Origin of the sequence: Enhydrobacter aerosaccus (assembly GCF_900167455.1) — a bacterium.
Taxonomy (GTDB): Bacteria; Pseudomonadota; Alphaproteobacteria; order Reyranellales; family Reyranellaceae; genus Reyranella; species Reyranella aerosaccus.
Window position 1 is genome coordinate 87,751 of sequence record NZ_FUWJ01000009.1, and the last position, 19,365, is coordinate 107,115.

At 67.4% G+C, this 19,365-nt stretch carries 14 protein-coding genes and 1 riboswitch; of the genes, 10 read left to right on the forward strand and 4 right to left on the reverse strand.

The features are described from left to right. Positions 1 to 222: 222 nt before the first annotated feature. Together B5D62_RS24555 and B5D62_RS24560 are read right to left on the reverse strand one after the other, a co-directional pair. Positions 223 to 4,497, reverse strand: coding sequence for an autotransporter domain-containing protein (locus B5D62_RS24555; protein WP_170921112.1), 4,275 nt, complete (start codon positions 4,495 to 4,497; stop codon positions 223 to 225). A gap of 167 nt (positions 4,498 to 4,664) precedes the next feature. Next, entirely contained in the window at positions 4,665 to 5,612 is a 948-nt protein-coding gene (locus B5D62_RS24560; protein ID WP_085936693.1) for a DMT family transporter, read from the reverse strand. Positions 5,613 to 5,820: 208 nt separating this feature from the next. On the opposite strand from B5D62_RS24560, the gene B5D62_RS24565 reads away from it, so the two are divergent. Beyond that, positions 5,821 to 6,522 (forward strand): glutathione S-transferase family protein, encoded by a 702-nt coding sequence (locus tag B5D62_RS24565; RefSeq protein ID WP_085936694.1) that lies wholly within the window; start codon positions 5,821 to 5,823, stop codon positions 6,520 to 6,522. A 37-nt stretch (positions 6,523 to 6,559) separates the two neighbouring features. Here B5D62_RS24565 and B5D62_RS24570 read toward each other — a convergent pair whose 3' ends face one another. Then, complete coding sequence (locus B5D62_RS24570) at positions 6,560 to 7,411, reverse strand: helix-turn-helix transcriptional regulator (protein ID WP_085936695.1); 852 nt, start codon at positions 7,409 to 7,411, stop codon at positions 6,560 to 6,562. A 71-nt stretch (positions 7,412 to 7,482) separates the two neighbouring features. Between B5D62_RS24570 and B5D62_RS24575 the strand changes: the two genes are divergently transcribed. The 8 genes from B5D62_RS24575 (at position 7,483) to B5D62_RS24610 (ending at position 15,610) form a co-directional block, all read left to right on the forward strand. Then, positions 7,483 to 7,803: a VOC family protein gene (locus tag B5D62_RS24575; protein ID WP_085936696.1), complete on the forward strand. Its 321-nt coding sequence runs from the start codon at positions 7,483 to 7,485 to the stop codon at positions 7,801 to 7,803. A 91-nt stretch (positions 7,804 to 7,894) separates the two neighbouring features. After that, on the forward strand, positions 7,895 to 8,947 hold the full coding sequence (locus tag B5D62_RS24580) for a linear amide C-N hydrolase (protein ID WP_170921113.1): 1,053 nt from the start codon (positions 7,895 to 7,897) through the stop codon (positions 8,945 to 8,947). A gap of 353 nt (positions 8,948 to 9,300) precedes the next feature. Further along, positions 9,301 to 9,666 carry a YciI family protein gene (locus B5D62_RS24585; protein WP_085936698.1) on the forward strand — a complete coding sequence of 122 codons (366 nt, stop codon included), beginning with the start codon at positions 9,301 to 9,303 and terminating at the stop codon, positions 9,664 to 9,666. 14 nt (positions 9,667 to 9,680) lie between these two features. Beyond that, positions 9,681 to 10,940 carry an RNA polymerase sigma factor gene (locus B5D62_RS24590; RefSeq protein WP_139374073.1) on the forward strand — a complete coding sequence of 420 codons (1,260 nt, stop codon included), beginning with the start codon at positions 9,681 to 9,683 and terminating at the stop codon, positions 10,938 to 10,940. 215 nt (positions 10,941 to 11,155) lie between these two features. After that, the gene (locus B5D62_RS24595; protein WP_085936699.1) at positions 11,156 to 12,124 is read left to right on the forward strand and encodes an ABC transporter substrate-binding protein; all 969 of its coding nucleotides are present in this window, start codon (positions 11,156 to 11,158) and stop codon (positions 12,122 to 12,124) included. A gap of 28 nt (positions 12,125 to 12,152) precedes the next feature. Beyond that, entirely contained in the window at positions 12,153 to 12,749 is a 597-nt protein-coding gene (locus B5D62_RS24600) for a DUF2585 family protein (protein WP_085936700.1), read from the forward strand. Between the two features lie 42 nt (positions 12,750 to 12,791). After that, positions 12,792 to 13,002: riboswitch (cobalamin riboswitch) on the forward strand. Positions 13,003 to 13,083: 81 nt separating this feature from the next. Next, positions 13,084 to 15,012, forward strand: coding sequence for a TonB-dependent receptor plug domain-containing protein (locus tag B5D62_RS24605; RefSeq protein WP_085936701.1), 1,929 nt, complete (start codon positions 13,084 to 13,086; stop codon positions 15,010 to 15,012). Positions 15,013 to 15,034: 22 nt separating this feature from the next. After that, positions 15,035 to 15,610, forward strand: a complete 576-nt coding sequence (locus tag B5D62_RS24610) for a hypothetical protein (RefSeq protein ID WP_218191291.1) — start codon at positions 15,035 to 15,037, stop codon at positions 15,608 to 15,610. Positions 15,611 to 15,656: 46 nt separating this feature from the next. Here the strand turns inward: B5D62_RS24610 and B5D62_RS24615 are convergent, their stop codons facing one another. Then, a complete protein-coding gene (locus B5D62_RS24615) occupies positions 15,657 to 16,907 on the reverse strand; it encodes an NAD(P)/FAD-dependent oxidoreductase (protein ID WP_085936702.1) in 1,251 nt (416 codons plus the stop codon). Between the two features lie 245 nt (positions 16,908 to 17,152). Here B5D62_RS24615 and tkt point away from each other — a divergent pair, with 245 nt between their 5' ends. Further along, a complete protein-coding gene (gene tkt / locus B5D62_RS24620) occupies positions 17,153 to 19,252 on the forward strand; it encodes a transketolase (RefSeq protein ID WP_085936703.1) in 2,100 nt (699 codons plus the stop codon). Positions 19,253 to 19,365 lie beyond the last annotated feature (113 nt).

Below are 19,365 nucleotides of genomic sequence, written 5' to 3' on the forward strand. Positions count from 1 at the left end.
GGGGGGCGAAGGCAAGGGGCACCGTTCCGTCATCTCTTCATGTCGGCCCCTCACCAACACCGTAGCCAGTCCCCGCAGTCCCCCGCAGGGTGCGGTGACAGTGCGGTCGCGGCACTCCCCATGCACTCACGCATCCGCGGGGCGCGGTGGTTGCAGCACTTCGCCTCATCCAACAGGCCTGATGAAATATTTAGCTAGCGACAATATCGAGCAACGCCCTCTTCACCATACGTACCTGACGCCGGCGGAGAAGACGTGGCTGGTGTTGCCGCCGGCGAGGTCGCCGTCGTAGCGGGCATAGAGGCTGGTCGAGTCGGTGAGGGCGGTGGTGGCGGCGAGGCCGACGACGACGCCGTCGCGCGGCGCCGACGCGCCCTGCACGGTGAAGGGCACCACCGGCGCGCCGGCGAAGCTCGCCGTCACCGGCTGGTTCGTGCTGGCGTATTCGTGGCTCCAGCCGGCCCGGAGGACCAGCGCCAGCTTGCCCTGCCCGCCGGCATCGAGCTTGCCGCCGAGCTGGGCGCCGAGGATCGTGCGCAGCGAGTTGGTGGTCTGTGCCGCGACGTTGAGGTCGAGCGACTGCGCGCCCCATTCACTGAAGGCGGCCGATGTCGCTGTCGAGCCCTGCAGACGCGCGAACGGCGTGACGAAGCTCTCGGCCTGGCCGCCGAGATCGATGCGCCGGCCGACCTCGACCTGGCCGAAGAACTGGTCGAGCGTGGTCTGGCCGTTGGCGGTGCGGGTGGCGAGGCCGGGGATGCTGATCTGCCGGACCTGCGTGTTGGCGCTGCGCGCATAGCCTGCGAGCAGATCGAGGTAGAACGGGTCGTAGCTCAGCGTGCTGTAGAGGCCGAGCTGCACCGTGTTGCTGTTGCCTGAGCCCGCCAGGCCCTGCGTGTATTGCGAGGCGTTGGTGTAGCCCACGGTGACGCCGGCCAGGAATTGCGGGTCGAAGCGATAGTCGAGGCCGCCCGAGAAGCCGCCGATGCTGAAGTTGGTGCCGTAGGTGGTGGCGGATCCGGCCAGCGCGCCGGTGGCGCCGACGCCGCCGCCCCACACGCCCCAGCGCGGCGCGGCGGGAATATCGCAGCTCGCGTCGCAGGCCTCGGCCAGGGCGATGCGGCCGCCGCTGCCGCCATTGTTGCCGGCGCTGCCGCTGCCGCCGCCGCCGCCCACGGTCTGGCTGCCGCCGATCTGCTGGGCGAAGTTGTTCATGAAGAGCTGGGCGCCGCGCACCGCCAGCGTGGCGAAGCCGGCATAGTTCACGCCGCTGATGGCATCGAACGCCGCCGGGGCCTGGCTCGAGGACATCAGGCTGAGTGCGCCGATGACGGTGGCATAGTCGCCGCTGGCGCCCGCGACCCCGCGATCGAGCGCCGACCCGACCGCGACCTGGTTGGCGGTCTGGCCGCCGCTCGCGAAGCCGCCCGGCGCGATGGTGAGATAGGCGTTGCTGGCGTCGTAGGAGAGCGAGGCACCCAGGAACGGGAAGTTGCTGGTGACGTTGGCGAATTCCGATCCGTTGAGGCCGCCGACCGCATTGAGGATGGTGAAGGTCCGGCTGGGCACGTAGTTGCCCGGCTGCAGGATCGCCTGCACCGTCCCGTTCAACTCGGCCGCGCCGGTGCCGCCGGCCGCCACCACGTTGGTGCTCGAGGCCACCTGCGGCGAGACGTCGACCGCATAGGTGCTGCCGGCGTTGAAGGTCAGGCCCTTGTTCACCGTGATCGTGCCGATGGCGTTGTTGCCGGGCCGCAGCGTGCCGGCGATCGTGGTCTGGGGCAGGATGCCGATGCCGCGCACCGTCGCCGGCTCCTCGACCATCATCGAGCTCGAGCTCGCCATCGAGGCATTGGCCAGCAGCGTGCCGTTCTTGATGGTGGTGGTGCCGGTATAGGCGGTGTCGACGTTGATGGTGAGCGTGCCGGTGCCGAACTTGATCAGCGGCCGGCTGCCGCCGAGCTGCGAGGCGACTGGCGTCGAATCGTTGTCGGCCTTGCCGAACCACAGCTCGGTCGCGCTCGAGAAATAGCTGGTGACGTCGTAGACCAGCCAGATGCCGCGGCCGTAGAGGCTGGCGGCCAGCACGTCGGCGCTGGTGTTGTAGGTCAGGTAGCTGACGAAGGTGTTCGGCAGGTTGATGCCGAACGGGCTCCAGCCGCTCAGGTTGCCGCTGTTGTCGCTCATCGCCACGGCGATCGGCGTCCGCGACGCACCGGCGGCGCCCGTGAAGAGGCCACCGACCAGCAGCGCCTTGACGTTATTCGTGGTGTTGAGGAATTCCAGCGCCATGGGCGAGCCGACCGAGAGGTTGTTGGCGACGCTGGAAAGGTTCGACGTGAGGTCGGTGAAGCTGGTGCCGCCGTTGATGGAGCTCCACAGGTTGTTGCCGTCGGCGACGTAGAAGACGGACGAATTCACGCCGAACAGCAGGGAGGTCGGTGCGCCGCCGGCATAGGCGCTTTTCACTGCCAGCGAATTCGCTGCCGCCGTGCCGCTGTAATAGAGGCGGTTGTTGGCGGTGCCGTCGGTGCCGGCCAGCAGGGCGTTCTCGTTGCCGGATGCGCCGTAGGCGACGGCGGTCACCGCACCGTTCAAGGTCGACAGGCCGCTGACATTGGTCAGGATGTTGCACACCGTGGTCGTCGTGCCGCTGCAGACGCTCGTGTCGCCATTGATGGCCTTGGTGACGAGGTCGTCGGTCGTCACATAGAGGTAGTTGCTGCCGATCGCGATCTTGGTCGGATCGATGCGATTGAGCACGAAGCGGGTGGCCATCGGCAGCTGGTTGTTGTTCGGGTCGGTGTCGATCTCGTTCGTGAAATCCGTGGCGGTCGGGGCCGATGTCGGCTTGTTGACGAAGTTCCAGCCCGGGTTGCCGGCCGACGGGTCGACGGCCAGGTCCGAGCTGGCCATGCCCTGGCTGTTCATGATGATCCGGCGCAATCCCCCGAGGCCCTGCGACGAGGTGTAGAGGATGCTTTCGCCCTGGGAGGCGTAGGTATGGTCGTTGACCGCCGCGACGAAGCCGTCGCCGCCGTTCACCGGCGAATAGACGGTGGCGCCGGTCGTGTTCTGCAAGGCGACGCCGGTATCCTGCGCCGCCACGGCCAGGCGCTTGCTGATCGAATCGTAGGCGATCACATAGGCCTCGCGCAGGGACAGATTGCCATTCAGCCCGCTCCAGCCGCCGGCGCTGCTCTGCGGATTGGTCCGGGCATAGATGCCCCCGTCGCTGGCCATCAGCAGGCGTCCCAGGGCGTCGAAGGCAATGGCCCGGGAGTCGGCATGGATGGTCGAATTGTCCGAGGTGCCGGCGTCGGTGATCTGCGAGACGATCGCCGTACCGCTTTGTCCCTGGATGGTCAGGCGATAGGCTGAGATGGTGACGGCGTTCGCGAGCGCATCGCCGGCGAGATAGACGATATTGGTGTTGTTGGGGTCGATGGCGATCGTGAGATTGGTGTTGGCCTGGGCGCCGGAATTGACTTGCGGGAAGTTCGAGATCGCGGTCCAGCTTCCGCTCGCCCCTGTCGCCGAATAGCTGAGGCCGACGATCTGCCCGCCCGTCGTCACGGTCGGGGATTTCTGCCGCGGATCGAACACGGCGACAGCGACCGCCCCGTTCGGCGCGATGGCCAGCCGTCCGGCCTGGTTGTCGGCCAGCGACAGGACAGGCTGCCACGTGCTGCCGCCGTTGGTGCTGCGGAACACGCCGCTCTGGCCGGGCGTGTCGGCGGTGATGACGACATAATAGGGATTGCTCGTCGTGCCTTGCCCCACCAGCGAGGTGGCCGCACCCCTCGGCGTGGTGCCGCTGCCGTCGTTGACGAGGGTGAAGGTGCCGCCGTTGACGCTCTTGTACAAACCGTAATTGTTGGCGCCGGTGGCGGTCGAGGCGCTGTTCGGCTCGTAGGTCGCCGCCAGGATGGTCGTGCTGGCGCCGGTGCCGTAGCCGGCGACGCTGACCACGCTCTTGTCGGCCATGGTGCCGAGCGGCGCCGTCAGGGTGCTCCACGAACTGCCGCCGTCGCTGCTGACGGCAATGCCCGTGAGGGCCCCGCTGCGCCTGTCGCCAATGCTGCCGTTGTCGGTATTGCCGATGCCGGCATAGACGATCTGCGAACTGCTCGAGTTGTAGGCGAGGCTGGCGATCGACAGCGACGGCAGGCTGCTTGTCGTGGTGTTCCAGGTCTGGCCGCCATTCTGGGTGGTCCAGATGCCGCCATTGGTCGCGCCGACGATGATCGAGTTCGCGTTGGTGGGATTGGTCAGGATGGCCTGCACCGCGCCCGAGAGCGAGCCGTTGCTGGGCGGGGCATCGCGGCTCTGGGCGATGTTGGCGTCGCCGAAGGTCGGCGCCGGTCCCACCGAGAGGAAATTTCCGGGAAGGAGGGTCTGCGCCGTCGCGCTCGTCGCGAGCAGCGTGGCGGTGAGGGCGATGAACGATGCCCGACGGGCACTCCCCCTCTGCAAATGCATAAACCGAACGATCATCGAACGACTACCGGCTTTCCCCATATGCGTGTCGCGTGACGTTAGCAGACCGATCATGGGGATGTCTCAAAGGGCGACAGGCGTTCCGGTGTTTCCAGGATGCGGCATGGTGTGCGCCGTGTTGCAATTAGAAGTCGGTCATGCGCCGGCCGCGAAGTCGATTCCGTTCACGAACGCCGGCGGGGGCGCCGGCGTGGCCGCAGGAGACCGCCGAGACCGATCGTCGTCAGCAGGCCGAGCGTCACGAGGGCAAGGCCCAGGATCTGCAGTGGGCCGGGGATCTCGCCGACAATGGGGATGCCGAGCAGCACCGAGATCGCCGGCACGAGCGCGGGGAACAGCACCGCGCGACTGACGCCCAGCAGCACCACCGCCTGGCCATAGGCATACATGGTGAGCGCGCCCTGCACCCCGCCCTGGATCAGGCCCTGCGGGATCAGCGTGCCGAGCGGCAGGGCGAGCAGGTGCGCGGGGCCGGCCCACAGCAGATAGGCGGGCGTGGTTGCCAGCGCCGACAGCACGGCGACGACGGCGGTCGCACGCAAGGCGGACAAGCGCCACAGCCGCAGCAGCAGGGTGAAGCCCGCCCACAGCACGCTGGACAGGAAGAAGAGGAGGTCGCCCAGCCAGGCGCGCTCGCCCGCCGGCTGGGCGATGCCGTCCCAGCCGATCAGCACGATGCCGGCGAGGACGATGGCCGCGCCGGCGAGGTGGTTGGACGACAGCCGCTCGCGCAGCAGGAGTGCCGCGCCGATGGTGCTGACGATGGTGACGGTGGCGGGCGCGATGACGGCGCCGTGCGCGAGCGGCGCGAAGCCGTAGCCGCCGGTCTGTAGCAACGCGAAGGGCGCGCCGCCCAGGACCGCGAGCACGAGTCCGCGGCCAAGCCCGATGCCGGCCAGATCGCGCACGCCGAAGCGCAGCAGCAGCGGCAGCATGACAAGTCCCGCGACGACGTAGCGGGCGAAGATCAGGTCGGTCGCCTGCAGGCCGCCGACCAGCGCGGCCCGTGCGGCGGCGAAGGACACCGAGGCGCCCAGCGCCATCGTCGCTCCGGAGACCAGGCCCCAGCGCCGTCGCTCGCTGCCCTCGGTATCGGACGTCGCATCGACCATGGGCCGGCAGCGCTACCATGAAGCGCGACGACGGCCTATCCGATTCTGAAGCGAATGTTCCAGAATGAGAAATTGAGCCGATCGTTCATGTGTATGCGACGCTGATCTTGTGCGAATTATTCTGTATCGAACGATCCAGAATCGTGATTGAGTCCGTCAGGCAGGGACTTCGTTTCCATCCGGCCCTCTCCATCACGGGAGAAATCGCATGATCCGCTTCTATTTCCATCCGACACCGAATCCCGCCAAAGTGGCATTGTTCCTCGAGGAAGCCGGCCTGCCCTACGAGACGATTGCCGTCGATACCGGCAAGGGCGAGCAGCACAAGCCTGCTTTCCGCGCCATCAACCCGAACGGCAAGGTGCCGGCCATCGTCGACACGGACGGCCCGGGCGGCCGCGAGGCGCGGGTGTTCGATTCCAACGCGATCTTGCTCTATCTCGGCGACAAGACCGGCAAGTTCGTGGGCGCGCCGCAGGACCGGCCGGAACTGCTGTCATGGCTGTTCTTCATCGCCACCGGCCTCGGCCCTTTCTCGGGGCAGGCAGTGCACTTCCAATACATCGCGCCGGAGGGCCTGGATTACGCGCGCAATCGCTATCGGCGCGAGGCCGAGCGTCATTACAAGGTGCTCGACGATCATCTCGCCGGCCGCGCCTTCATCGTCGGCGACAGCTACGCCATCGCCGACATGTCGGCCTGGGGCTGGATCGATCGCGCCGGGCGGGTGCTGAAGAGCGAGGGCGATCCGCTGCAGTCCTTCCCCAACATCGCGCGCTGGTTCAAGGCGATCGAGGCGCGACCGGCCGTCGCCCGGGCGCGTGCGGTGGGCAAGGAGCATGCCTTCAAGAAGGAGTTCGACGAGGAGACGCGGCGCGCCCTGTTCCCGTCGAACTACGCCGCGGCCTGAACAGCCGGCACGCGCGGCCGGGGTTGCGCGGTGGGCTTCAGCGGCGGCTGCGGCCGCGCGGCAACAGCATCACCAGCTTGGAGTCGATGCGGCTGGCGACGGTGAAGGCGATCTGCTCGTAGGCCAGCCTTCCGCTGCGGGGATGATCGAAGCTGCGCTCGCCGCCCAGCCGCTCGACCACCTCGTGCTCGCGCCAGCAGCGCGCGAACAGGGCGCTGCGCTGGCGCAGGTCCTCGACCAGGGCGACCAGCGCCGGATCGTCGATGTGAGGACCGGATTCGGCCCGGAACTCGGCCAGCACGCGGCGCGCGCGGCGGCTCCAGTCGGGAATGACGGTGCGCGAGACCGGATTGAGAAAGATGTAGCGCAGCAGGTTGCGGTCGTCGCCGCGGTCGAGCCAGCCCACGAACAGGCGCTGCGCGGCGTTGTTCCAGGCGCGCGCGTTCCACAGTCGGTCGAGCAGATAGGCCGGCGGCTTGATCGCGTTGACCGCCTCGGCCAGCGCCGCGGGTACATCCATCGTCTCCGCCGGCTCGCCCGGTGCGGCGGCGGGATCGCGCTTGCCGGCGAGTTCGAACAGATAGCGGCGCTCGGCCGGGCTGAGATGCAGCGCGACGGCCAGGGCGGCCAGCGCCTGCGGCGAGGCGGAGACATCGCGGCCCTGTTCCAGCCAGGTGTACCAGGTGACGCTCATGCCGCATTGCTGCGCCACCTCCTCGCGCCGCAGCCCGGGCGTGCGGCGGCGCGGGCCGGCCGGCAGGCCGAGCCCCGACGGCGACAGGCGCGCGCGTTGGGCCCGCAGGAAATCGCCCAGCTCGCGGCGCTGGGCGGCGATGGAGCGGATGATCGGACCGGCCGCGCGGCCGCTGGGTGGTGATTTCGATACCAGGATAAACTCCTCACTTGTACCAGCTTATCCGGTTTGGCTTCCTGCGTCGTATCCATTCGCAAGGAGGAGCCATGCGCCGTTTCCATATCGCGCTCGCCGTCGCCGACCTGCAGGACTCGATCGCCGACTACAGCCGCCGTCTCGGCGTCGAGCCGACCGCCGTCGTGCCGCGCAAGTACGCGCTGTTCCGCACCGACCAACTCAACTTCTCGATCAACCAGATGCCCGAGCGCGCCGGACAGCTGCGCCATCTCGGCTTCGAGGACGACGCCGCCAGCGGCTTCTCCTCGACGCACGACGTCAACGGCATCGAATGGGAACTGTTCTCGCCCGCCGACCAGGACGCCAAGATCCCCGAGGTCTACGGCAAAGAAGTGATACGCGCCGGTTGAGGGACTGCCCTCATCGCCTTGACGGGGATCAATGCGTCCCGGTGAGGCCTCGACCGATGTTCGATGCGGCGAAGCTTCCGGGGAGTGCGAGTTGAGGGCGAAGATCGTTTCCGCGGCAGTCGGCATTGCCACCGCCGCCGCGGCCTTCCTGGCGGCGTGGCCGATCGCCGAGGCGTGCAGCCTGATCCTGTGGAACACCAACGGACAGGCGATTTTGGCGGCCCGCACCTGGGACCTCTATGTCGACGAGAAGCCGCGCCTCGTCTATCTGCCGCGCGGCATCGCCCGCCGCGGCGTGAGCGACGCCAATGCCGCGACCTGGACCTCGAAATATGCCAGCGCCGTGCTGACCGCCTTCGATGCCGGCTCCGGCGACGGCATGAATGAGGCCGGCCTCGCCGCCCATATCCTTTACCTGCACGGGACGGAGTACGAACCCGCCGACGCGCGGCCGGGCGTTTCCAATCTGCAGTGGGGACAATACGCCCTCGACAACTACGCCACCGTCGCCGAGGCGCTGGAAGGGCTGAAGGCGGTGCGCATCGTCTCGGCCAAGGCCCTGGGACGCGAATGGCCGGTGCATCTCGCGCTCGAGGATGCGTCGGGCGACAGTGCGGTGCTCGAATTCGTCGGCGGTCGGCTGGTCGTCCATCATGGCAAGGACGTCACCGTGATGACCAACGAGCCGACGCTCGACGAGCAACTCGCCAACCTCAAGCGCTACAAGCTGTTCGGCGGCACACTCGCGATGCCCGGCGACATCGATCCCGCGAGTCGCTTCGTGCGCGCCTCGTCATATCTCAAGACGCTGCCGAAGCCGGCGGACCTGCGCGAGGCGGTGGGCCATCTCGCCGGCGTCATCAGCAACGTCGCCGTGCCGTTCGGCGCGATCAACACCTCGGGCGGTGAATCGACGGATACCTGGCCGACGCGCTGGGCTACGATCGTCGACCTCACGCACAAGGTCTACTACGTGATGCCGGTCAACAGCCCGAACGTCTATTGGATCGACTTCGCCCGGCTCGATCCGGCGTCCGGCCAAATCCTCGCCGTCGATGCCTACGACATCACGCTGAACGGCGAGGTCTCCGCGCAGCTGAAACCCTTTTCGCCGATCACGACACCGTTCCCGCCATCGCCGTGACGCCGCTCATCCCCGGAAGCGGCGGTTGCGCTGCCACCCTTCGAGACGGCACTACGCGCCTCCTCAGGGTGGGGTCCGTTGGTGAGCGCGCCAAAAATAACGGAAGCACGCCCACCCGGGCCCATTTCACAAGGATGAGCGCCACTGGAGTGGCCATGCCTTGTGCCCGGCTTTAGGCTTAATCTCCCCAAGACCTTGATTGGCCGGCGTCCGTCAGTGCATGCGAGAGTGCCGAGGCCGCGAGTAAAATTTTTTTGAAGGCTCTGTCGATCCAGCCCAGGTTCGTTCGTCGAACTGTTTGACGGGGTAGTCAGGCGGCGAGGGCGTCGCCGCCCATCGAAGGAGTATCCGCCATGCGCTACATGTTCATCGTCAAATCCAACCAGCAGGCTGAGCCGCCCCCTGCATTGATCGAAGCCATGCACAAGATGGCCCGGCGCGAGATCGAGGCGGGCCGCATGCTCGACGACGGCGGGCTCATGCCGCTCGCCATGGGCTGCCAGGTCTCGATCGAGAAGGGCGAGTTGAAGGTGCTCGACGGTCCCTTCATCGAGGCCAAGGAGATGATCGGCGGCTATGCGATCTTCGATCTGCCCGGTCCGGCCGAGGCCCTCGCTTCCGCCCGGGAATTCATGCGCTTGCACACGGACTTCATGCCCGGGTGGGAAGGGACTTGTGAGGTCCGCGCGATCGCCGGCTCGATGACCCGGGGCGCCTGAGGGAGCCGTCCAGCGTGGCGCAGGGTGACGTCCATCGTGCCATTCTCGCCGCCTGGCGGATCGAGCAGCCCAGGCTGATCACCAGCCTTGCCCGGATGCTGCGCGACGTGCCCCTGGCGGAGGAGCTGACACAGGATGCCCTCGTCGCCGCGCTGGAGCGGTGGCCCGAAACAGGCGTGCCCGAACGGCCGGGCGCCTGGCTGATGGCCGCCGCCAGGAGCCGAGCCTTGGACCATCTGCGGCGCGTACCGATGCTTGCCCGCCAGCATGGGATGATCGCGGCGGCGCTGGAAATTGAGCAGAACGCCATGCCCGATCTCGATTCACCCCTCGATGACGATATCGGCGACGAGATGCTGCGGCTGATCTTCACCGCCTGCCATCCGCGGCTGTCGCGTGAGTCCCGGGTGGCCTTGGCGCTGCGCATGGTCTGCGGCCTGACGACCGAAGAGATCGCCCGCGCATTTTTGCTGTCGGAGGCGACCGTCGCTCAGCGTATCGTCCGCGCCAAGCGCCTCCTGTCGGACTCTGGCCTGTCCTATGAGACGCCGCAGGGCGAAGAACGCAACCGGCGTCTGCCGACGGTGCTGGAGGTCGTCTACGTGATCTTCAACGAGGGCTACACCGCCGCGCGTGGCGACGACTGGCTGCGGCCTCAACTTTGTGACGAAGCCCGTCGCCTGGGCCGGGTGCTGACGGCCCTCGCGCCGGATCAGCCCGAAGTGCATGGTCTGATGGCCCTGATGGAACTGAACGCGTCGCGCAATGCGGCCCGCACCGGGCCCGACGGCGAGCCCATCCTCTTGATGGATCAGGACCGCCGCCTGTGGGACGCGCTTCAGATCCGCCGCGGCCTCGATGCGCTGGCCCGGGCGCGAAAACTGGGCGGAGGAACGGGGTTCTTTACGTTGCAGGCCGCCATCGCCGCCTGCCACGCGCGTGCGCCGGCCCCGGAGAGCACCGACTGGCGGAGCATCGCCGGCCTTTACGCGCAGCTATCGGCCCTGACCAACTCGCCGGTGGTCGAACTCAACCGCGCCGTCGCCGTGGCGATGGTCGCGGGGCCTGCCGCGGGTCTCGAGATCGTGGAGGCACTGGCGGACTTCCCAGCATTGAAGGGCTACCACCTGTTGCCGAGTGTGCGCGGCGATCTCCTGCAACGCCTGGGCCGCCTGGCAGAGGCCCAAGCAGCCTTTACGGCCGCCGCCGCGCTCGCCGGCAACGCCCGCGAACGGGCGCTGCTCGAGCGCCGGGCAGCGGCTTGCGCGCCCTAGGCCGTGCGCGTGATCGATTGGAAGAAGACGGTTGGCGCTATGCGCGGGGGCGGTCTTGCCGCCTCGACGATGCATGAGCGCCACTGGAGTGGCGCGCTCCCGCGAGCGGTCGGGCGACACCAACCTCCGACCTCATCCTGAGGAGACGCGGCTGGTGAGGCTTCGTTTGCGTTGGGGGCTGAAGTCGGGTCATTCTGCCGCGCGCGAGGGACGGGATGAGGCGACGCGAGGTCTTGGGTTTGGGAGTTGCGGCGGCGGTGCTGCCGCGGGTGGCATCTGCGCAAGCACGCGTCTATCGCGTCGGCTTCCTCACCCTGGAGCCCAGCGAGACGGCGGCACTGCTGCTCGAGCCGTTGCGGGCACTCGGCTATGCCGAGGGCAAGACGCTCGCTTTCGATTATCGCTCGGCCGCCGGCGATCCGGTGCGGCTGCCGGCTTTGGCCGAGGAGCTGGTGCGTCTGCATCCCGACGTCCTCGTGGCGGGCTGGGGCACGCTGGCGCCGAAGGCGCTGCGGGCCGCGACGTCGACCATCCCGATCGTCTTCTCCACCGCCGGCGATCCGGTCGGCGCCGGCCTGGTGCAGACCCTGGCCCGGCCCGGCGGCAACGTCACGGGGCTGAGCGGCCAGTCGGCGGAGTTCAAGAGCAAGCAGCTTCAACTGCTGGAGATGGCGGTGCCGAACCAGCGGGCGATCGGCGTGCTCTACAATCCCGACACGCCCTATGCGCTGCTGGCGCTCAAGGAATTGCAGGCGGGCGCGGAGAAGGACGGCATCCGGCTCGTTCTTCTCGAGGTCCGCAAGCCGGCGGATTTCAGCGCGGCGCGCCTGGAGGCGCTGGTCGCGGCCGGGGCGACCAGCCTGTTCGTGCTCGAGGATCCGCTCGCCGTCAGCCTGCGCAAGCAGGTGATGGCCGAGGTCGACCGGCTGCGCCTGCCGACCATGAGCGGGCTGCGCGAATATCTCGATGAAGGCGCCCTGATGCTGTACGGCACCAACCAGGGCGATCGCTATCGCCGCACGGCGATGCTCGTCGATCGTATCCTGAAGGGCGCCAATCCCGCCGAGCTGCCGGTCGAGCAGCCGACCAAGTTCGACTTCATCATCAACCTGAAGGCGGCGCGGGCGCTCGGCGTCACCATCCCGCCGTCGGTTCTGGCGCTGGCCGACGACGTGATCGAGTGACGGCGGGCGAAGCGGAGGCAATCGATCCATGACCTTGTCCGAGATTCGCCCGAGACGGGCGCGCGTATCGTGGCGTCCGGCGGCGTTCGCCATCCTCGCCCTCATGCTGGTGCAGGCATCGGTGCTGTACGGCATGGGACGGCTGTGGATCTGCGCCTGCGGCACGATCCGTCTGTGGGTCGGCGACATCTGGTCGGACGAGATGTCCCAGCAGATCACCGACTGGTACACCTTCTCGCACATCGTCCATGGCTTCCTGTTCTACGGCCTGCTGCATCTCGTCTCGGCGCGCACGCCGGTGCTGACGCGGCTGGCGGTCGCCGTCGGCATCGAGGCGGCGTGGGAGATCGCCGAGAACACGCCGTGGGTGATCGAGGCCTATCGCCAGCAGGCACTGGCGCGCGGCTATGTCGGCGACAGCATCCTCAACTCGCTGATGGATACCGTGTCGATGATGACCGGCTTCACGCTCGCCTATCTGCTGCCGTGGCGCGTGACGGTGGCGCTGGCGTTGGTGATGGAGATCGCCGTCGGCTGGCTGGTGCACGACAACCTCACGCTCAATATCCTGAACTTCATCCATCGTTTTCCGGCCATCGAGGCATGGCAGTCGTCGGTGAAGTGAGATCCGCGACGCGCGCTATTGACCGCGGCGTCTTTCCTTCGTAACGATTCACCCATCGACGGTCCTCCTTAACCGGAGGCGAACAGGGAATGCCGTGCCGTCCGAGGGCGAACGCCCGAGGGCCAATCGGCAGCTGCACCCGCAGCTGTAAGCAGCGAGCGCGCGCCAACGACGTCACTGGGCTTCGGTCCGGGAAGACAGGCGCAAGCGAGGACCTGCAAGCCAGAAGACCTGCCGGCGATAGCGTCGCTCTTCCGATGGGCGGGTAGTACCAGCGGGACGGTCAACCGAGCGGTGACGCGCATTTGCGTGGGCTGCTGTGGGGGACCGTCACATGACGTCGATCCGTTCGATTCCGCTTGTCGTTCTATCATCCGTCCTGGTGGCATCCGTCCTGCTGGCGCTGGCGCGAATGGCCGCGGCGCAGACCGAGACGGCGCCGATCCTGCCCGACACGGTGGTGACGGCGGACCGCGAGGAGACGCCGCGCGACAAGGTCACCGGCACCGTCACGGTCGTCACCGGCAAGGAGATCGAGGAGCGGCAGCTGCGCACCGTTCCCGACGTGCTGCGCTACGTGCCCGGCGTCTCGGTGCAGCAGTCGGGCGGACCGGGATCGCAGACTGCGGTGTTCGTGCGCGGTGCCAATGCCAGCCAGACGCTGACGCTGATCGACGGCATGAATGTCATGGATCCCTCGACCGCCACCGGCGCCATAGACTTCGCCCATTTCATGACCGAGAACCTCGACCGCATCGAGGTGGTGCGCGGACCCATGAGCACGCTCTACGGCTCGGCGGCGATGGGCGGCGTCATCAACATGGTGACCAAGCCCGGCAGCGGACCGATGAACGGCGCCGCCTTCACCGAACTCGGCACGCGCCTGCAGACCACGTCGGGCGGGTTCCTGCGCGGCAGCGACGGCCGCTTCAACTACAACATCTCCGCCGTCGGGCTGTATGCGCCGGGCGAGCCGGTGGTGTCGCCGCGCTTCTGGCCGGCCCAGGGCGGCTTCATCGGCAACGATCCCTACCGCAACATCACGCTGGCGTCGCGGCTCGGCGTCGATCTGGGCGACAACGCCCAGCTCACGCTGTTCAACCGCTACATCGACACCCAGCTCAAGTACGACCAGATCACCTTCTACGATCCCAACGCCAACGAATGGACGCAGCAGCTCTTCAACCGGCTGCAATTCGACGGCAGCTTCCTCGACGGGCGCTGGAAGCCCACGGTCGGCATCGGCTTCAACAACATCCAGCGTCACGATCTCGATCTGCCGAGCGTGCAGAACCCGTTCCCGCTGACGCAGGAGGCCTATTACAACGGCCGCCGCCTGCAGGCTGACGTCAAGAACGAGTTCGTGATCTCCGACAATCTCAACCTGCTGGCCGGCGTCGACTACGACCGTTCCTGGCTCTATTCCGACGCCGACAACAGCGGGAGCTGGGGCGCGGCGACGCAGACCGGCTTCTACGGCCAGGGACGCGCGACCGTGTTCGACACGCTCACCGTGTCGCTGGGCGGCCGCATCGACACGCACAGCCAGTTCGGCACCGTCTCGACTTGGCGCATCGGCACCACCTATCTCGCCGAGCCGACCGACACGCGCTTCAAGGCCTCCTACGGCACCGCCTTCAAGGCGCCGGCGTTGTTCGAGCTCTATGGCTCGGGCTTCTTCTGCGCCGGCAATCCCAACCTGCAGCCGGAATACAGCCGCGGCTACGAGCTCGGCGTGGAGCAGGGGATGTTCGAGCGCAAGGTGAAGGCGGGCGTCACCTACTTCTTCAACAGCTTCAGCAACCTGATCCAGTGTCCGCCGCCCTACACGGGCCTGCAGAACATCGCCAACGCGCAGAGCGATGGCATCGAGACGTTCCTGCAGCTCAGCCCCTATCGCTGGGTCGATGTGATCCTGAACTACACCTTCACACACGCCATCGACTCCGGCACCGGCCAGCCGCTGGTGCGTCGTCCGACCAGCGTGTTCGGCGCCCGTGCCGATCTGCGGCCGCTGGAGGGCGTGCGCTTCGGCCTCGAACTGCTGCAGGTCTCAGGCCGCAACGACTACGACGTCGTGACGGGCGCGATCGTGCAGCCCTCGCCCTATGCGCTGTTGCGCGCCACTGCGGGCTGGACCGTGCGCAAGGGCGTCGAGCTGTTCGCCCGCGCCGAGAACCTCCTCGATCAGCAGTACGAGGAGCCGGAGGGATTCAAGGCGCCCAACTTCCAGGCCTTCTTCGGCGTCAAGGCCACTTTCTGATCCTCAACGATGGAGACTTGTCATGGTGCACATCTCATCTCCCCGGCTCGATCCGGGCTTCCTTGCCGACACGGCGCGGCGTGGTTTCTGGATCGTATTGCTGGCGGTCGCGAGTGCGGGTTTCAGCCTCGTCTTCGCCTGCGCGACGCCATTCGCCGCCGTGGCGACCATCGCCGCCCGCACGATGACGCGGCGCGATGCGGGTCTCGTCGTGCTGGCGACTTGGCTCGCCAACCAGGCGATCGGCTACGGCCTGCTCGACTATCCGCGCACGGCCGACAGTGTCGCCTGGGGCGGCGCGATCGGCATCGCTGCTCTTGCCGCACTCGCGGCGGCAAAGGCGGTCGGGCGCGAGCCGCTGGGCACTGGCCCGGTATTCGGGACGGCGATTGCCTTCGCGGCCGCCTTCGCCGCTTATCAGCTCGTCCTGCTCGCCGCGGCGTTAGTGCTGCCGGCCTCCGCCTCTGCCTTCGCGCCTTCCGTCCTGCTCGATGTCCTGATGGTGAATGCGCTGGCGCTGCTCGGCCTGCTGGGGCTCGCTGCGCTGGCGGCGGCGGCCGGTCTCGGCCGACTGTCGACCGCGCGCACCGCGACATGACGCGAGCAACGACGCGGCCATCGCCGGTGAAGTGTAGCGTCCGCTCTCAGTCGATAAGCCGGGCGCCGCGCGACGAGGTGATGTAGCGCCAGAGCCATTGAAAACTGACAAGCACGCGCTTCTCGAAATCGATCAGGAGAACGATGTGCACGAGGCTCCAGAGGAACCAGGCCAGCCGGCCGGTGAAACTCCAGGACCTGAAAGCGTAGACGGCGGCGTCGCGGCCGATCACGGCGGTATCGCCGCGATTCCTGAACACGAAGGCCGACGGCGGACGCCCCGTCCGCAGATGCCGGCCCAGCCATCGGCCCTGTTGCTGCGCCACCTGCGCCAGCGCGGGCAGGGGATGTCCCCCGGCGTCGAACTGAGCGGCATCGCCCACGACGTAGATGTCGGGTCGCCCGGGCACGGACAGATCGGGAGCCACGGCGATCCGGCCGCTGCGATCGGGCTCGACACCCAGCCATTGCGCCGCCGGGTTGGCCCGGATGCCGGCGGCCCAGATCACGGTCGCGGCCGCGATCTCCGTTGTTTCGGTGCGGATTCCCGTTTCGTCGATCTCCTTCACGGTCGTTCCGAGATGAACCTCGACACCCTTCTTCCGCAAGGTCTGCAGGGCGTAGCTTGAACATTTCTCGGGAAGCGCGCCGAGCAGGCGCCGGCCCGCCTCGACCAGGACGACCCGCGCGTGCGAGGGATCGATGTGCCTGAAATCGCGCCGGAGGGTATGCCGGGCCAGTTCGATGATCGTACCCGCCATCTCGACGCCGGTCGGGCCGCCGCCGATCACGACCGACGTCATCAGCCGGCTGCGTCGCGCAATGTCGTTGCAGCGTTCGGCCTCCTCGAAGCTCCTGAGGAGGCGCGCCCTGATCCGTCTGGCGTCGCCGATCGTCTTCAGGCTCGTGGCCACATCCTGCCATTCGGGATGCCCGAAGTAGTTGTAGGCCGAGCCGACCGCCAGCACGAGGATGCCGTAAGGGATGCGTTGTCCATCCTCGAGGATGACGCAGCGCTCGTGATGATCGACGGCCACCACCTCGCCCATGAGGACCTCGACGTTCGCCGCGTCCGACAGAATCGAGCGGATCGGGATCGCGATGTCGGCCGGCGACAAGGCCGCGGTCGCGACCTGATAGAGAAGCGGCTGGAAGAGGTGATGGTTCTTCCTGTCGATCAATGTCACCTGCACTCCGCTGCCGGCAAGCGCGCGGGCACACGACAGGCCACCAAATCCTCCGCCCACGACAACGACAGGCGGCGATCCGGAATGCGGGGTTGCGATCTTGTTCTCCATGTCGGGTCCTGCGCTGAGCGGGATAGGCGCGATCGGTCCTCGTGGCATCACTGACCGCCGCGGAGGTAAGCCGCGACGGCGCAGCGGGTTCCGCCGCCCCGCGCCGCTGCGGCGCGCTGCCGCCGGAACCTTGGCGGCCGGTAGCCGTTGGGTTCCCGTTCCGTCCGGAGACCCGGCTCCAGGGCGGCGTTGGCGTTTGCCGATGCCGGCTCCGCGGGAACTCCACCGAGCGGGGAGGCAGCGACATGAACGACGTGATGAATGCCGGGAGCCTGCGCGAAGGCGTTTCCCTCGACCAGCTCTGCATCGACACCATCCGCACGCTTTCGATCGATGCCGTGCAGAAAGCCAAGTCGGGCCATCCCGGCATGCCGATGTCGATGGCGCCGGTGGCCTACACGCTGTGGCAAAAGTTCCTGCGCTTCGATCCCGAGGATCCGATCTGGCCGAATCGCGACCGTTTCGTTCTGTCGGCCGGCCATGCCTCGATGCTGCTCTATTCCCTGCTGCATCTCACCGGCACCAAGGCGGTCGATGCCAAGTACGAGACGCTGGGCGAACTGTCGGTGAAGCTGGAGGATATCGAGCGCTTCCGCCAGCTCGACAGCAAATGCACGGGCCACCCCGAATATCATCTTACCTCGGGGGTCGAGACGACGACCGGGCCGCTTGGCCAGGGCTGCGCCACCAGCGTCGGCATGGCGATGGCCGGCGCATGGATGGCGCAGTATTTCAACAAGCCCGGCTTCACGATGTTCGACTACGACGTTTATGTGTTGTGTGGCGACGGCGACATGATGGAAGGCGTGGCGAGCGAGGCGGCTTCCATGGCCGGCCATCTCAAGCTCGCCAACCTGTGCTGGATCTACGACAACAACCACATCACCATCGAGGGCAGCACCGATCTCGCCTTCGACGAGGATGTCGGCAAGCGCTTCGCCGCCTATGGCTGGAAGGTGCGACGCGTCACCGATGCCAACAACGCCGAAGAGGTGAGCCGCGCCATCACCGCCTTCCGCCGCACCAAGGACGCGCCGACGCTCATCATCGTCGACAGCATCATCGGCTACGGCGCGCCGCACAAGCAGGGCACCGCCGAAGCGCATGGCGAGCCGCTGGGCGAGGACGAGGTGAAGGCGGCCAAGCGCACTTACGGCTGGCCCGAGGACGCGCAGTTCCTGATCCCCGATGGCGTGCGGAAGCATTTCGCGCAGGGCATCGGCCAGCGATCGGGCAAGCTGCGCAAGGCGTGGGAGCGGCGGCTGAAGACCTATCGCGACCAGCATCCGGAGCTTGCCGACCATATCGAGCGCATGCAGCGGCGCGAGCTTCCCGACGGTTGGGACGCCGAGCTGCCGAGCTTCCTGGCCGACGAGAAGGGCGTGGCGACGCGCGCGGCCTCGGGCAAGGTGTTGAACGCGGTGTCGCCGCACTATCCGTGGCTGCTGGGCGGCGCGGCCGATCTCGGCGCCTCGACCGGCGTCCGCCTGACCTACCAGGGCGCCGGCGAGTTCGAGGCAGGCACTCTCTATGGCGGCCGCAACCTGCATTTCGGCATCCGCGAACATGCGATGGCCGCGATCATGAACGGGCTGGCGCTGTCGAAGGTGCGCAGCTACGGCGCCACCTATCTCATCTTCAGCGACTATCTCAAGCCGGCGCTGCGGCTCAGCGCCATCATGGAAGTGCCGGCCGTCTATGTCTTCTCCCACGATTCGATCGGAGTCGGCGAGGATGGCCCGACGCATCAACCTGTCGAGCAGCTGATCGCGTTGCGGGCCATTCCCGGCATGATCACGCTGCGTCCGGCCGACGCCAACGAGACGGTCGAGGCCTGGCGGGTCGTGATGGCGCTCAAGCACCAGCCCGCCTGCCTGGTACTGAGCCGCGGCGCCCTGCCGGTGTTCGACCGCAGCCGTTACGCGTCGGCGGCCGGTGTGGCGCACGGCGCCTATGTCATGGCCGATGCCGAGGACGGCCGGCCCGAGGTGCTGCTGATCGGCACCGGCAGCGAGGTCAAGCTGTGCATCGATGCCTATGAGGACCTGAAGAAGGAAGGCGTGAAGGCGCGGGTGGTCAGCATGCCGTCGTGGGAGCTGTTCGAGCATCAGGACCAGGCCTATCGCGATCAGGTGCTGCCGCCGGCCGTCACCGCACGCGTCTCGGTCGAGGCCGGCTCGGTGCTGGGCTGGGATCATTATGTCGGCGAGCGCGGGACCAAGATCGGCATGCACACGTTCGGCTCCTCGGCGCCGCTCAAGGACCTGATGAAGCGCTTCGGTTTCACGCCGGAAGCGGTGCTCCAGGCGGCGCGCGACCAGATTGCCGCGGCGGGCCGTAGTTGAGGCAGGAAAGGTCCCTCGGCTTCGCCTCGGGATGACAGCGGAAGTGGGGTTGGCGCTGTGTGTTGACCGAAAGGACCGTGTCGTCCGAGCGCGGCGAGGCATCTCGGAGTGAC